Source organism: Marivirga harenae (genome assembly GCF_030534335.1).
Lineage (GTDB): Bacteria > Bacteroidota > Bacteroidia > Cytophagales > Cyclobacteriaceae > Marivirga > Marivirga harenae.
In genome coordinates this window covers 3,389,278-3,403,012 of the sequence record NZ_CP130565.1, presented here as the reverse complement: position 1 = coordinate 3,403,012, position 13,735 = coordinate 3,389,278, and the positions used below count along the sequence as shown (strand labels likewise).

The window sequence follows — 13,735 nt, the reverse complement described above, 5'->3', positions numbered from 1 at the left end:
ATTACATGAATAAAATTCAAAATGTCGATGATAAGAATTATCAATAGTGCTGATATACATCATCGCTTAAGATTTAAAAGCTTAATATCTTTATATCATCAAGCCAGAGATAAAAGGAAAGTCTTGAAGGCTGGGTTAAATGAAATCCGGATTTCAGAAATCTTCTTTTTCGATTTAGGAAAGGATTTGGGAAGAATGAAGCTTTATTTAATCTGATTCTCATAAGCGATAAGCTATGAAGATGAGTCCAGAATAACTGTAACTTGACATTTGGTAAATCTAAGGACATACCAATTGAGGCGGGCGTTCATTGTAATCTAGATGCCCGTCTTCTGTTTTTATACCTTGGTATTTTATAGGATCAATCGGAATTTCTGGGGAGGAGTACTTAATTATTTACAACCACCCCGTCCTTCGGACACCCCTCCTTTTTAAGGAGGGGAGCTGCTTCGAGCAAATTGATCTATTTTATTCACTATCTGAATACTTCATTTAGTTTCCCATTTAAAGGATTTAATTAAGGATATTGCTAATATTAAGCACAGACCAGCTGCTCCCCTGTTTTAGGGGAGCTTCCGCTGGCTAGCGGATGAGGGGTACAGTACGATTCCCATTATGTTAAACTCAGTATATTTATAAACTCATGTTTTCCTCTATTAATAGCTATATTTTAGTCTACTAATACTAAATCCCCAGAATTATTGCTTGACCCATTTTATAATACATCATTTGTTAATAGAAGTCGCTTCAACTGTCTGGATTGCTTTTAACAGGAAGACCCAGTGAAAGGCAGCACCAAGTAATACGGCAAAATGGAACACCTCATGTGCCCCCAAAACACCAGCTACAAGCACTGGAAATCCGAGCAGGTCAATAACGGCACCAATGGAATACGCTATCCCTCCATAAATTAAATACTTAATGACAATGTCCTTTCTTAATTTCAATAGACCAATAATGGAAACCACTCCCAGCCAACCAAATACCAAATAAATGATGTGCGTGACAATATCTGGTACTATACTCATATAAATAGCACTTAAAATAATTCCAATAGTGGCAATTATGGAAGCAATGCCGATAATCCCCCACCTCATAAATCCTGAGAACAAAAGCAAATGAACAGAGGTGATGGTACCCGAAATTAAAATAAAAATTCCGGCATGGTCAAGAATTCTCAAAACATAGCGAGCGCTAGTTGCTCTTGGCAATATATGGTAAACACCACTCATTGATAAAAGAAAAATACAAGAAAGCCCATAAATGAAAATGGGTAAAGGGTATCTTCTGCCCGCCCCACCTTTTCTAAAAAGCCAGATTAAGAGCACGACAACAGCAAGAGCACCCAAGAGATGAGTCCACGATCCGATAGGTTCTTCAAAACCAAGTGCTTTAATTGTTTTCACAGTAGTTCAACTATACTTAATTGAGAATAACAAAAAAAGGAAGTCACTGCTTCCTTTTAAAGTCTACATTATTAATCATTTTAACGTAAAATTGACATTTTAGTCTTATGTATTCTGATAGAACTCAAATAAATACCATATGCGTACCTTCTCCTTCAGCTAGTTCGTACATTTGCCCTACAGTAATGATGTCTTTCACTTCCGGAATCATGTCCTCCTTCTTAAGATGAAACATATCAGCCGCTAACTTACAGGCAAATATTTCTCCACCACCTGCTTCAATCATTTCGAAAAATTCGCTTACTGGGGGAATATCCAACTTATCCATTTCCTTCTTCATCATGCTAGAAGCCAAAGCCTCAAAGCCGGGTAATCCTCCTATCATAGTAGGCATTCCTCTCATAAAAGCGGGGTTACCTACTGTTGCTGTGTGGAGGTGATCCGCTTTCTTCTTGGTAATGGCATCTAGTCCAAAGAAAGTAAAAAACATTTTAGCTTCTTTTCCTTCTGCTAAGGCACCATTCGCCATGATAAGTGCTGCATAAACATCCTCTAATGTGCCTCTAGCACAGATGACCATTATCTTCTTTACTTCTTTTTTCTCTTTTGCAACCACTTTTTCTGTGGTCATTTCTTTAATTTCTTCCATGATTTCTTCTTTAAAGGATTAAACACAACTTACAGGCTTCGGTATTCCCGCTATCTTACTAGATATTTTTAATGGTCCACCTGGGAAAAGTTTATAGAATTCCTTGATGTCCACGATGCCGGATTTCCCGACTTTACGGATAGAAAGTGGAACTTCCTCCGCATACTTAGTTCTCAAGAAATTAAGAACTTCAAAATGTCTGTCTGTTAGCTCTATATTTTCCTGCTTGGCCATTTCTTTTGCTATATCCTCATTCCACTGGGAAGGATCAGTGAAATAGCCTTCTTCATTTACTTTAATTGCTTCGTTGTTAATTGTTATTGTGTCCATGGTTATGATGTTTGATTATAATATAACTTCTTCTTTTTCAACTTTTTCTTTTTTGTTTTCTACCGGAGGCTTTTCCATTTCTGGCTTAGGTGCTTTCTTACCCGTCATACTCATATTAGTGCTTACTGGTAAACTCTTGCCTGTTAACAGCATATGCCAGTATATCCACTTAAATGCTAGCTTACCCATATGGTTGATTCTGGTTTCTTTTAATAAACCCATAGGACCTAAAATCGGTAGTGGGAATTGTCCTGGTAAAGGCTCAGTAGTATAATTGAAATCAATTAATGCTGCTTTGCCAAAGCCGGTTTCAATAAAACAATTCGCATGCCCGTCAAACTTGGCTTCCAATGGCTCACCTTTAATGAAACTCATGATATTCTCTATCAGAATCTCCCCTTCGAAGTGTGCAACAGAGCCAGCCTTAGAGGTTGGCAAGTTGGTTGCATCTCCAATCACAAAGATGTTTTCATGCTCTTTGTGTTGTAGAGTTTGCTTGTTAGTGGGGATAAAGTTCAAATCATCTTCATCGCTCATATTGCTGTTTTCTACCATATCAGAACCCATATTTGTTGGGACACTAACCAATAAGTCAAATTCTACTTCTTGTCCATCGTAAGAAACGATCTTCTTATTCTCATTGTCAACATGCTCTAGATAGAAATCAGGCACCACATGAATATTCTTCTCTTCCATAAGCTGACTCAACATTTTAGTAGCTATTGGTTTTGTGAATGCGCCAGAAAGTGGCGTTACATATTGAATATCCACTTTGTCTCGCATTCCCTTCTCGGTGAAGTATGCATCTGCAAGGAAGGCAAATTCTAGAGGAGCTACCGGGCATTTAATAAGAGTCTCGGCTAGATTGATAACTAATTTACCACCTTTCCAATCGCGCAGCTTTTTCGCCAATAGTGTGGTGCCTTCAAAAGTGTAAAAATCAAATATATCTTTGTACCAAAGCTCGCCTTCTAGACCTTCTGTTTCACTAGGAACTGGAGTTGTACCTGTTGCTACAACTAGCACATCGTAATCTAATTTGTTCCCACTTTTAAGTAAGACTTCATTTTTATTGGCTTCTATCTTTTCTACCTCATCCATAATAAAGTTAGTCCCTCTTGGAAAAAACTCTTTTCTGCTTTTCACTACATCAGATGGTTTGTAGATACCGAAAGGAATGAACAAGAATCCTGGCTGATAATAATGAGTATCATCTTTGTCGATAATGGTAATTTCCCATTCCTTTTTATCTATTCTTTTATCAAGCTTATTGAGCATCATCGTGCCCGCTGTGCCTGCTCCTAATATTAATAGCTTTTTCATGATATGTCGATTTAGAGGGTTTTCAATTAAATATGAAGTAAAGTTCATGAATTAATTTTTGATATGCGCTGACATTGATTTGCAAAAAACATGATCTATGTCAGTAAAATGAAAAATGAGGATAAAAGACAGTAATTGAACAATTGATGATTTGAAATCCTACTTACAAATCATAAAATCTCCTCAAAAATTCATCGGTTAATGCAGAAGTTATGTAAGCTGGTATGTAAACTCCGGAAACCAAAGTCTATTTGAACCAAGTTTCTAGTTCATATTCATCTGTGCGAGAAGCGGCTTCTCTATTACTCATCAAGTAATGATCTTGATCCAGCACCTTACTCCTATAGCCCAGTAGATGAAAGAAGTCTTTCGTGAAAAATCGAGCAATTTTTCTATTTACCCTTAATGTGGACTGCTTTTCATAGGATACTCCCGGTAGGTAACCCAATAGCCTATCCAGGCCTATATTTCGTAAAACTGCTGATAGTTTAAGGGCAAAGAGTGACACTTTTTTTATAGCAAAGAAGCCTTCGGAGCCCTTAGCCTGATACAATGGCATAAATATTCTAGATCTGGTTTCAGCTAAGACTGACTGATTATCGCTTATAGCTAGTTTTTGTCCCTTTTTGATTGCTTCGAAATTGACAAATCCTGGCAACATTTTAAAATCTTCACCCGGATTGATTTCATATCTGTACAAAATCTCAAAGAAATCTCTCTTAACTACACTACTACTTAAAAGCTTATCGTAATAATCATTTATATCAATAGCCTTTTTTTCTATAAGGCCTGTAAACTGCAGTGATAACATGCAAAAAGCATAATGAAAGTCAATTGAGGCTTCATCGTCATGTTGGCCTGCTTCAAAACCAAAAGCCACATAACCTAATTCATTAATATAGCTAAGTACAGGTCCTTCAAGGTATTCTTCAATTCCCAGTATAGAAGGCAATGGATATAGACTAGTGAATCGTCTATTCAACAAGCTATCGTTCATTACGATGAACGGACTGGTTTCGCAGGAAGTGGTATGAAGATCAATAAAATAAAATGGGCCCTCATCCTGAGCTATAATGTTCTTAATACATTCATATAATTCGATCTGTTCGATAGTGTCTTGATCTTCAATCGCTATTTCTCCTTCTTGTATTTGAAGCAATCTATCCTTCGTCCATAATCGATTCAGATCATGCTTATGGTATCTTTCCCCATTCTCTAGAGCCCATAGACTTCCCGCGAGAGCATAAAGATTTCCATTTAGAGGAATGTTCTTGCTTTGTAAAAACGACATCATGCGATCTAAGGCTAGGACTCCAGCAGGCTCATTGCCGTGTATCCCTCCTATAAAAATCACGGAAGGCCCTCACGGGTTGATCTGATTTTACCTATAAAACGATCGATCTCTATGGTTTGCTCAAGTGCTTTACTGTACACTTTTCTCATTATCATAGGGTAGTATATCATCAATAGTAATAATTCCGACCATGTGCTGGTCATGGGTAACGGGAACACAACCAATGCTATTTTTCTTCATGATCTTCAGTGTGCTATCTATCGTAGTTTCTGGTCTGACGGTAATGATATTCTTAGTCATAATTTCCGAAACGGGCAAACCTTCGGTATTGCCTACGTCTTTTCTATATTTTTCGAGATGTGACCAAGTAAGTAAGCCACATAGTTCTCCTTTTTTATTTTCCACAGGAAGATGATGAATGTTTTTCCACAGCATGACACTTGTGGCCAAATCGGCAAGATCATTTTCGGTAACTGTAAAAAGCTCTGTACTCATAATATGTGCAGCCATATAAGCAGCCTCATGTGCTTCCAAACAAGGGTCCACCTCTGGCCATTCATGAGATACATGACCTATCTTCTGGTTGGCATGCATTGCTTTCGTCAGCATGAGTAGTGCGTCATCTTTCTTATGTTTCTCCTTTAACTTTCGATAATTACGGATACACCATCGAGAAGCAGTTTCTTTGGCCACTCGCTCCTCAATAATTCCCAAATAATACTCAATATCCTCCTTCGCTATTTTTGCACGTTCTAACCCCTTATAAGCTATTGGTAAAAGCTCTTTGGTGATGAGGTCTCTAGCAGAATATTGCTCTCCTTTCCATCGCAATACAGATTCTTTACCAGTACGTGCGGCCTTAATAAAGTTTGATTTCGCATCTCTGAATTCCATCACAGCCGCCATATCATCAAATTCTTTCGGTCTCCCCATCATCATACCGATCCAAAAGGCAAAATTTGCTATTTCATCTTTTACTGTTGGACCGGCTGGTATATATCTATTTTCTATTCTGACATGCGCTTTGCCGTTTCCTACTCCATAGCAACACCTATTCCAGTGATAAATGGTACCATTATGTAAATTGAGCGCCTGGAGCTTAGGAGTGTTCCCTTTGGCTAATTCCTCCGAAGAGTTTTGCTCAATTTCTCTGGCGATTAATAGTTTATATCGAGCAATGTCATCCTTAAATATTTCTGCAATAGATCCTGATACCCATGCATTTCCAAAAGTAACTCTTGCTCTTTGATCTTTGAGGGCAAAAGATGAGCTTCTGGTGTCAATACTTTGCTGAAAAAGCGCAATACGGGTTTCACTCCACAATTCACGACCTAGAAGCAAAGGTGAATTACAGCATATGCTTAACAAAGGTCCTGAAATTGCTTGTGCCCAGTTGTAACTGGATATAAAGTCGTCAGGTGCAATTTGTAAGTGCATTTGAAAGCTAGTGTTACATGCTTCAAATAGCACAGAATCGTGTATGATCGATAATTGGTCAATCCCTCTGATTCGTAGATCAATATCTTTACCACGATGTGCCTTTATGGTATCATTAAGAGCGTAATACCGGGGGCTAGGAGTCATGAAATCCATTCCTAACTCATTCTTTGAAATAGTAGGTAATATACCAGCCAAAATCACTCGATTTTCTTTCTCTTCTGCTGAAACTGCTGCTTTTTTTAGTAAGAGATCGAGGCTTTTTTCATACTCGCTAAAGCATTTGCCCTCTAATTTGATTGGATCAAGATTTATTTCAAGGTTGTAACGTGCCAACTCCGTGGTAAAATGAGGATCATTGATAGCTTCCAGAATTTCTACTGCCTTTTGGGAAGGCCGCCAGTTTTTATTAACAAGGCAAAACTCTTGCTCTGCTCCTATCCTAGTAATATCGTCTTCAATTAGGCCTTGATCAAGCATTTTCTCAAGCGACTTGATGTCGGTGAGCAAGTGTTCTATAAATGAAGTTCGAAGAGCATTATTTAAATCTAAGTTTACGTTTTGTTCACCCATTGTTGATACAGATTAATACCTTGACTTAAATGAATTTAGTTAAAAACTAAATAAAAAAGAAATCCTGAAAAAAATCTGATGAAGTGGCTGATCAAAAGAGTCTAAATCGAAGGTCCGATTAGATAGAGAAGAAGATATTTAGACCATTCTAATCTAATAATCGAGATGCCCCCACCTTTCAATATGTATGCTTTTTTATACTTAGCATTAGTCACTTTGATATATACTCTCGCTTGAGAGAAGAACTTCGTAGATCAAAAATCATTTAGCAAAACATTAGCTAATAAAATTAGCGTTTGTATTATATTTAGTATCCAATGAGACAGATTGCTCACATAGATTTAGATGCGTATTTCATCAATTGCACCTTATTGAAGCTTCCCGATCTCAAAGGTAAGCCTTTGATCATTGGTCTCCTAAATAACCGTGGAATAGTTGCTTCTGCTTCTGCTGAGGCTAAAAAATATGATTTACAAAAAGGTATGCCTACCCGTGTAGCGCTGCAAAGATGTCCTGATGCGGTATTATTGAAGGGAGATTTTGACTTATTCACTAAATATTCTGACATCGTGAATTAAATCCTAACAGTCCTACCTGTGAAATAGATTTGTACATGGCAGAAGCTTTTCATTTGGAAAAAATTGATATTCTTTCACAAAGGGGCTTGGGACATATTAAAGAGGCAGTAGAGATTGTAAAGGAAAATAAAGGCATTGATATTGCAGACACTAAAAGCTTTAAAAAAGACGAAAAATGTAATGAATTATTACAGAACAAAGGAAAAATCGTGAAAATGCTGGGCTATTTAATTTCCAATAAAGATGTGCCTATTGTGAATAAAGACGGTAAAACAAAATGAATTTTGGGACTTGGATTGATGTTTATGGGGACTACTTTGATACGGTTCATTTTCCTGCATCACTCAACAAATATCCTTTCACAGGATTAGGTTGCTATTTATTGCTGGGAAAAGTGGTGGTGGATTATGATTTTCCTAGCGTTGAAATTCAGAAAATGGAAAAACTTCCGATGATTCCAGATCCTCGTTTTAGCGATGAAAGCAGACCGGATAATCATATTTGGAATAATATGCGTGTGGCCCATAGCTACACTTCCCGAGCGCCCTATCCTAATCAGGAGGAGTTGGATGAATTGTATGGCAAAAAAGCGGTGTCCGGTAAGTATGATGAGAAAAAGGAAATGAAAAATCAGTTGTCTATTGGGGGAAGAAGATAGGGCCATAGCCCTATAATCAAACCCAATAAATTTCAAATTAATAAACTATCGTTTGCATTGCATGCGCCTGGATAGTTAGCTTGCTTTTTTGCTTTCCAACATATAGCTGATAGTTAATCTCTTCATCAGTGCTATTCATAACGACTGTGGCCATTTGTCCATTTTCATTTTGAAAGGTGGTAGCTTCGAGCATACTCCTACTAGCGGTGGTACTAATTCTTTTCGCACCAGGTTGAATAAATTTTGAGAAATGACCAATATAGTAGTACGAAGGAGTTTTGATCAATTCACCAGTTTGAAGATCAGCATGTATTGGTGCAAAACAGAAATTCCCGACATGATTCGGCCCTCCATTTTCATCAAGCAAAATGTTCCAATCCGTCCACGCGGCAGTACCACTGTTAAAGTCATTGATCATGGAGTTTCCGTAGCGTTCGGCATTAGGCCAAAACTGATACTTTTCAGCGTCAAAGGCTTCGTTGCAACCTTCTGTAAAGATTAATTGCTTATCAGGAAAAGACTCTTTTACACTTTTCAAATTATCGAATAGAGGCTCACTTCCCGTCCAGGTCTCATACCAGTGAAAGCCCATTCCCCAAACATATTTTGCGGCTTCTGGATCTCCTAAAATCGTATTAGACCTGTTGACGATCAGATCCCTATTATGGTCCCAAACAATGATTTTTTTATCTCCTAATCCTTCATTTTCCAATGTCGGTCCCAAGTGATTCTTTAAAAAATCTCGTTCTTCTTCTGCTGTGTAAATGCAAGATTCCCATCTTTGGGTAGCCATCGGTTCATTTTGAATTGTAAGACCCCAGATAGGAATGTCCCTTTTCTCGTATTCTTTAATAAATTTGGCATAATATAAAGCCCATGAATCATAAAATTCCGGCTTCAACTTCCCTCCTTTTAGCATGTTGCCATTTGTTTTCATGAAAGCTGGCGGACTCCAGGGACTAACATAGGTCAGTAACTCTCCTCCTGCTTTAGAAATCGCCCTTTTGATCATGGGAATGCGAAATTCTTCATCAGGTGCTACTGAAAATGTCTTCAAATCTCCATCTCCTTCTTCCACATAAGTGTAGGATTCTTCGCTGAAATCACAGCTATGAATGGTTGTCCTTAACAAAGAGTAATTGATTCCTTCAGTGGAATAATAGGCATCCAATAACTCTTCCTGTTTGTCTTCTGATAATTTAGCAAATACCTCTGCTGAAGCATCTGTGATTGCGCCTCCTATTCCAATAAATGTTTGGAAAGATTTATCAGGATTTACAAAAATGGATAATTCTGTTTCTAAAGGTTGCTCACCCATTGAGAATTCAAGCGTTTGAGTTTCCGTTAGTCGCAAATCTGTATTTTTAGCTGTTGTATAAACTTTCGCCTTAATCTCTTTTGATGAATCTGATAAATGGCGCTGAGTTACATCTTGATTTCCAATCGATAATGCGGAAATCAAAATAAATGAAATTAGTAAATGCATGCTTATGTATTAGTTATTATCAATAATGTAAGTACTTACTGCTCCAGAATCCAATCGGGTGGAAAAGCTTTTTTCTCCATTTTTCACATTAAAGGATTGGGGGCTATCAGTATTGTTAAGTACTAGTAATACCACCTTATTTTCAGGAGTTAAAAATGCGATATTAGGCAGATCATGGTGGTAATTGCTTGCGATTCTGACTGCTCCAGGTCTTACAAATTTAGAAACATGTGCAATGACATAGTAGCCAGCATTTCTAGTTACTTGATCACCATCGATTGTAATTCCACCCAGACATTGCGAGCAGCCTCCATCAGTATGCGGAGTCAAAGATGAATTTGACGATAGATTCCATTCTATAACGTTTTTACTCCAGTTTCTCTGACTTCCTATCACTACTTCACGGATATGCCATTTGAGGTCCTCGCTAAAATTTCCCGGAGCGCCAAACCACTGTTCAGTAAAATATATATTTTTGTCTTGATGAGCATTGCGCACTACTGACAATTGGTCAACATCTCCTCCATACAGATGAAAAGCTGATCCATCAACATACTGCTTAGCATCCGCATCATTTAATACTGTTAGCGGATAGTCAATACGATCCGGATTGTGATCATAAATGATCAGTTTTGTGCTCATATTATTTTCTGCAAACAAAGGACCTAGACTATTTTTCACAAAATCAGTTTGCTGATCTGCTTCCATATACATACTTGGATTATTACCGTCATGCAAAGGCTCGTTTTGAACTGTTAAGTACTCTACCGATATTCCATGCTCTTGCATCTCTTCAATATAGCGTAGCAGATAAGCGGCATAAACATCATGATATTGTGCTGCAAGCGAACCACCTTTCAAAGACTTATTTTCTTTCATCCAGGCTGGTGCAGACCATGGAGAAGCCATGATTTTCATCTCTGGGTTAATCTCCACTATCTCTTTCAAGAGCGGGATAAGTTGTTCCTCATCTTTTTGCAATGAGAATTGCTCAAGATTAAGATCAGTTTGTCCCGTCCCCAAGTCATTATAGGTATACGGAGCTTGATTGAGGTCAGAAGCTCCAAGGCTTATCCTGATGAAACTCATCCCGACTTGGTCTTTACCTAATCCAAATAATTCGTTCAACAGGTCCCTTCGAGCAGCATCGCTCATAATACTAAGGTGCTGAGCACTTCCACCAGTGACAGCAAAACCATAACCGTCAATTGATTGGTATTCAGTTCCAGAATCGACCGTAATCTCAGTAGCAAGATCAGCTTCATAGGCCATTATGGATTCACTTTGCTTGGAAAGCAGATTTGATTGGTTGGCTGTAGTAAGCCATTGTTCTACTTCCGGAATTTCAACTGTTGGTTCATCAACTTTAGGAGGTTCAAATGTTTCATCTGCTTGCTCCTTGCATTGTGTCAATAAAGGAATACTAAATAAAAATAGGAATATTGTTTTAAACTTGAACATAAAGTGATATTTAAGGAATAAAGGGGAGAGAAAACGACTACTCTCTCCCCTATTTATTACACTTTTACTATTATGAAAATTTATAGAACTTCTTTAATTACAACATCATCTAAAATTAGACCATCCCTAAATCCTGCAGTTTCTCCTTCAGGAGCAAAACCAGAACCCGCTTTGAATACTAGGAATAAAGTACCATTGGCAGATAAGTCACCCTCAGAAACTGTGAAATATCCATCCTCATCGATCAATAGTGGAAAATCATTAATTCCAGAGCACTCTGCTGCTATTTCTAATATGCTTCCGCTAAATTCTGTGGCTGTACAGTTTTCGCCTTCTCCAAAGCTTTTGATAGCCAGTTGAGTTGCATCGCCTCCAATATTGTCTTCATTGACTGGTTCTTCTTTAACCAAATATACTTCAAACCATGTCGCCATAGTACCAGAAGTGCTACTCACCTGAGCGTTAAATTGATAGGTGCTTCCAGCTGTTAATTCAACTTCTTGAAAAAAGGCATGGTTTGACCACTGGTAGAATCCACCATCTGGATTTTCAGCATTTTGAAATATAAATGCCCCATCCTCATATCTGTGGTTAGTTGCATTATCTTCAGCTGTCCATAGAGGTCTTGAAGTCCATCCATTTTCAGCCTCCATATCGCCATTAGTTAATAAGTTAGGACCAAAGCCGGAAACCGTAACCTCTTCTGTACTACTGGATGATCCAGCAGAGTTTGTTACAGTTAGTTCAACTGTATAAGTCCCACTAGCTGCGTAAGTATATGAAGGGTTTTCCTCTGTTGAGGTTCCTGAATCATCACCAAAATCCCAACTGTAGCTTTCTCCATCGATGGAAGAATTCGTAAAGTTTACGGTCAAGGTGTTTGCTTCATCTACTTCCAAGGAGAAGTCTGCAAAAGGTTCTTCAACCGTTGGAGTTTCAGGGTCTTCATCACATGAAAGCATTAAAAAGGAAGCGAATAGCATTAAAGCTATCTTGTAAATTGCGTTTTTTGAGTAGTTAATCATTTTCATAGTATTTGAGTTAAAAAATATTCTTCATTTATTTTAATTTTGATCTAAATTCGGATTTCTATCCAGCTCTTCTTGGGGTATAGGTAAAAGTATTTTGTCTTGAGTCATTTGATAATTGGTGGGCTCACCTGTTCTCAAATCAATTTCATCGAGATTATTCATAACATTTACTACCTCGCCAAATCGGACTAAGTCATTCCATCTTTCACTTTCTTGTGCAAGCTCCAGTCTTCGTTCCTTCAAGATTGCGGCTAGCATATTTTCCTGATTTGCTTCTACCGAGGCCGATAAATCTGGCAAGTTGGCTCTATCTCTGATTCTGTTAACTTCTGTGGCAGCCTGACCCAATCTATTGAGCCTGGCTAAGGCTTCTGCTTTTAGAAGAACAATATCTCCAAATCGGAGTAAATAAGGTCGGTTTGAACTAGCCCAGCCATCAGCACTTTTCCATTTATAAGCAAATGGCACTTCACTACCAGGGGAATTACCCCAATATTCATCAACCCAATTCACTGTTTCGAAAAGGATTGTAGCATTTTTTCGAATGGAATCATTTTCACTGTCAAAAGCTTCTACTAAATCATGTGAAGGCGTGATAAATTTTCTCCAAGAATCTCCTGATATAGACGGAGGCAGCACTAATTGCGGGCCAAAATTCCCTTCATTTCCACCTAGATATTGTGCTTCCAAAATGGATTCAGCATTGTTATAGTTATTACCATCAAATAATTGGCTGTATGGGATTAATTGGTATGATGCACTACTATTTTCCACAGCATTGATATAATCAAGTGCTGCCTCTGGATCTGGGTTTGGTCTTTGTAAAGAAGCTTTAGCAGCTAATGCATTTGCGGCTCCGAAACTTGCTCTTGCTTTATTTACTGATGCATCTGAACCATAACTATCAGGTAGACTTTCAATAGAAATAGCTAAATCCTTTAGGATTTGTTCAAAAACCTCTTCCTTAGTTGATCTAGGAAGTTGAGTATCCTCAGGTGCTGCAGAGCTAGTGAAATTTAATACTAATGGTACTCCACCCCATAAATTAACCAGTGTATAGTAATGATAGGCACGTAAGAAATGAGCTTCTCCAATGATCTGAGTTCTTCTTTCCTCACTTAGCTTTGGATCAGTTACTAGAGGCGCCTTTTCTATTACTATATTAGCCTTGGCAATGGCATTATAGATGTTTGACCAGTTGGTAAACAATCTGGAATTGGTAGGACTAACTTCCAGCCAATCAATTTGAAAAATCTCTGGATTGTCACCACCTGCATAATGGTTATCAGCACGAACATCTTGAAATAAGACATTGTCCCAGACATAATATTCTGCCTGAAATGATTCATAAGCTCCTGTTAGGGCTGCTTCTATTTGACTTGCATTTTCATAGGCCACTTCACTTGTTTCTTCAGATATAGGTGAAAGATCTAAATAATCCTCACAAGCAGAAATGCTTACAATCAGACCTGAAAACAAAACGATATTGATTAAATTCTTCATTTTACT

The 13,735-nt window shown here is 37.9% G+C and carries 14 protein-coding genes; 4 read left to right on the top strand and 10 right to left on the bottom strand.

All coding sequences use genetic code 11. The annotated features are described in order from the left end of the window. Window positions 1–27 precede the first annotated feature (27 nt). Entirely contained in the window at window positions 28–216 is a 189-nt protein-coding gene (locus tag Q3Y49_RS14485) for a hypothetical protein (RefSeq protein WP_303269111.1), read from the top strand. A gap of 509 nt (window positions 217–725) precedes the next feature. Here Q3Y49_RS14485 and trhA read toward each other — a convergent pair. The 6 genes from trhA to Q3Y49_RS14455 form a co-directional block, all read right to left on the bottom strand. Continuing rightward, a complete protein-coding gene (trhA, locus tag Q3Y49_RS14480) occupies window positions 726–1,406 on the bottom strand; it encodes a PAQR family membrane homeostasis protein TrhA (RefSeq protein WP_303269110.1) in 681 nt (226 codons plus the stop codon). 124 nt (window positions 1,407–1,530) lie between these two features. Next, complete coding sequence (locus Q3Y49_RS14475; RefSeq protein ID WP_303269109.1) at window positions 1,531–2,055, bottom strand: DsrE/DsrF/DrsH-like family protein; 525 nt, start codon at window positions 2,053–2,055, stop codon at window positions 1,531–1,533. 18 nt (window positions 2,056–2,073) lie between these two features. Next, the gene (locus Q3Y49_RS14470) at window positions 2,074–2,385 is read right to left on the bottom strand and encodes a TusE/DsrC/DsvC family sulfur relay protein (RefSeq protein ID WP_303269107.1); all 312 of its coding nucleotides are present in this window, start codon (window positions 2,383–2,385) and stop codon (window positions 2,074–2,076) included. Window positions 2,386–2,400: 15 nt separating this feature from the next. Further along, window positions 2,401–3,708 (bottom strand): type III sulfide quinone reductase, selenoprotein subtype, encoded by a 1,308-nt coding sequence (gene sqr / locus Q3Y49_RS14465; RefSeq protein WP_303269106.1) that lies wholly within the window; start codon window positions 3,706–3,708, stop codon window positions 2,401–2,403. Window positions 3,709–3,955: 247 nt separating this feature from the next. Next, window positions 3,956–5,062, bottom strand: coding sequence for a M14 family metallopeptidase (locus Q3Y49_RS14460; RefSeq protein ID WP_303269105.1), 1,107 nt, complete (start codon window positions 5,060–5,062; stop codon window positions 3,956–3,958). A 69-nt stretch (window positions 5,063–5,131) separates the two neighbouring features. After that, window positions 5,132–7,012 carry a CBS domain-containing protein gene (locus tag Q3Y49_RS14455; protein WP_303269104.1) on the bottom strand — a complete coding sequence of 627 codons (1,881 nt, stop codon included), beginning with the start codon at window positions 7,010–7,012 and terminating at the stop codon, window positions 5,132–5,134. A gap of 317 nt (window positions 7,013–7,329) precedes the next feature. Between Q3Y49_RS14455 and Q3Y49_RS14450 the strand changes: the two genes are divergently transcribed. Genes Q3Y49_RS14450 through Q3Y49_RS14440 form a run of 3 tightly spaced genes read left to right on the top strand, consistent with a single transcriptional unit; the run spans window position 7,330 to window position 8,248 of the window. Then, window positions 7,330–7,590, top strand: a complete 261-nt coding sequence (locus Q3Y49_RS14450; RefSeq protein ID WP_303269103.1) for a Y-family DNA polymerase — start codon at window positions 7,330–7,332, stop codon at window positions 7,588–7,590. A gap of 35 nt (window positions 7,591–7,625) precedes the next feature. Beyond that, window positions 7,626–7,871, top strand: a complete 246-nt coding sequence (locus Q3Y49_RS14445; protein WP_303269102.1) for a hypothetical protein — start codon at window positions 7,626–7,628, stop codon at window positions 7,869–7,871. Beyond that, window positions 7,868–8,248, top strand: coding sequence for a hypothetical protein (locus tag Q3Y49_RS14440; RefSeq protein ID WP_303269101.1), 381 nt, complete (start codon window positions 7,868–7,870; stop codon window positions 8,246–8,248). Before Q3Y49_RS14445 ends, Q3Y49_RS14440 begins: the two co-directional genes overlap by 4 nt. Window positions 8,249–8,285: 37 nt before the next feature. Here Q3Y49_RS14440 and Q3Y49_RS14435 read toward each other — a convergent pair whose 3' ends face one another. From Q3Y49_RS14435 to Q3Y49_RS14420, 4 genes are all read right to left on the bottom strand, one after another. After that, the gene (locus Q3Y49_RS14435) at window positions 8,286–9,734 is read right to left on the bottom strand and encodes a glycoside hydrolase family 30 protein (RefSeq protein WP_303269100.1); all 1,449 of its coding nucleotides are present in this window, start codon (window positions 9,732–9,734) and stop codon (window positions 8,286–8,288) included. Between the two features lie 9 nt (window positions 9,735–9,743). Beyond that, a complete protein-coding gene (locus tag Q3Y49_RS14430) occupies window positions 9,744–11,195 on the bottom strand; it encodes a glycoside hydrolase family 30 protein (RefSeq protein WP_303269099.1) in 1,452 nt (483 codons plus the stop codon). A gap of 80 nt (window positions 11,196–11,275) precedes the next feature. Further along, entirely contained in the window at window positions 11,276–12,220 is a 945-nt protein-coding gene (locus Q3Y49_RS14425) for a PKD domain-containing protein (protein ID WP_303269098.1), read from the bottom strand. Between the two features lie 39 nt (window positions 12,221–12,259). After that, window positions 12,260–13,729 (bottom strand): RagB/SusD family nutrient uptake outer membrane protein, encoded by a 1,470-nt coding sequence (locus Q3Y49_RS14420; protein WP_303269097.1) that lies wholly within the window; start codon window positions 13,727–13,729, stop codon window positions 12,260–12,262. Between the last annotated feature and the right edge of the window lie 6 nt (window positions 13,730–13,735).

What these genes read in the sequence shown, in the direction of transcription:
- Q3Y49_RS14485 (WP_303269111.1), top strand. Translation starts at nt 28, where the DNA reads ATGATAAGAATTATCAATAGTGCTGATATACATCATCGCTTAAGATTT.
- Q3Y49_RS14475 (WP_303269109.1), bottom strand. Translation starts at nt 2,055, where the DNA reads ATGGAAGAAATTAAAGAAATGACCACAGAAAAAGTGGTTGCAAAAGAG.
- Q3Y49_RS14470 (WP_303269107.1), bottom strand. Translation starts at nt 2,385, where the DNA reads ATGGACACAATAACAATTAACAACGAAGCAATTAAAGTAAATGAAGAA.
- sqr (WP_303269106.1), bottom strand. Translation starts at nt 3,708, where the DNA reads ATGAAAAAGCTATTAATATTAGGAGCAGGCACAGCGGGCACGATGATG.
- Q3Y49_RS14455 (WP_303269104.1), bottom strand. Translation starts at nt 7,012, where the DNA reads ATGGGTGAACAAAACGTAAACTTAGATTTAAATAATGCTCTTCGAACT.
- Q3Y49_RS14450 (WP_303269103.1), top strand. Translation starts at nt 7,330, where the DNA reads ATGAGACAGATTGCTCACATAGATTTAGATGCGTATTTCATCAATTGC.
- Q3Y49_RS14445 (WP_303269102.1), top strand. Translation starts at nt 7,626, where the DNA reads ATGGCAGAAGCTTTTCATTTGGAAAAAATTGATATTCTTTCACAAAGG.
- Q3Y49_RS14440 (WP_303269101.1), top strand. Translation starts at nt 7,868, where the DNA reads ATGAATTTTGGGACTTGGATTGATGTTTATGGGGACTACTTTGATACG.
- Q3Y49_RS14435 (WP_303269100.1), bottom strand. Translation starts at nt 9,734, where the DNA reads ATGCATTTACTAATTTCATTTATTTTGATTTCCGCATTATCGATTGGA.
- Q3Y49_RS14430 (WP_303269099.1), bottom strand. Translation starts at nt 11,195, where the DNA reads ATGTTCAAGTTTAAAACAATATTCCTATTTTTATTTAGTATTCCTTTA.
- Q3Y49_RS14425 (WP_303269098.1), bottom strand. Translation starts at nt 12,220, where the DNA reads ATGATTAACTACTCAAAAAACGCAATTTACAAGATAGCTTTAATGCTA.
- Q3Y49_RS14420 (WP_303269097.1), bottom strand. Translation starts at nt 13,729, where the DNA reads ATGAAGAATTTAATCAATATCGTTTTGTTTTCAGGTCTGATTGTAAGC.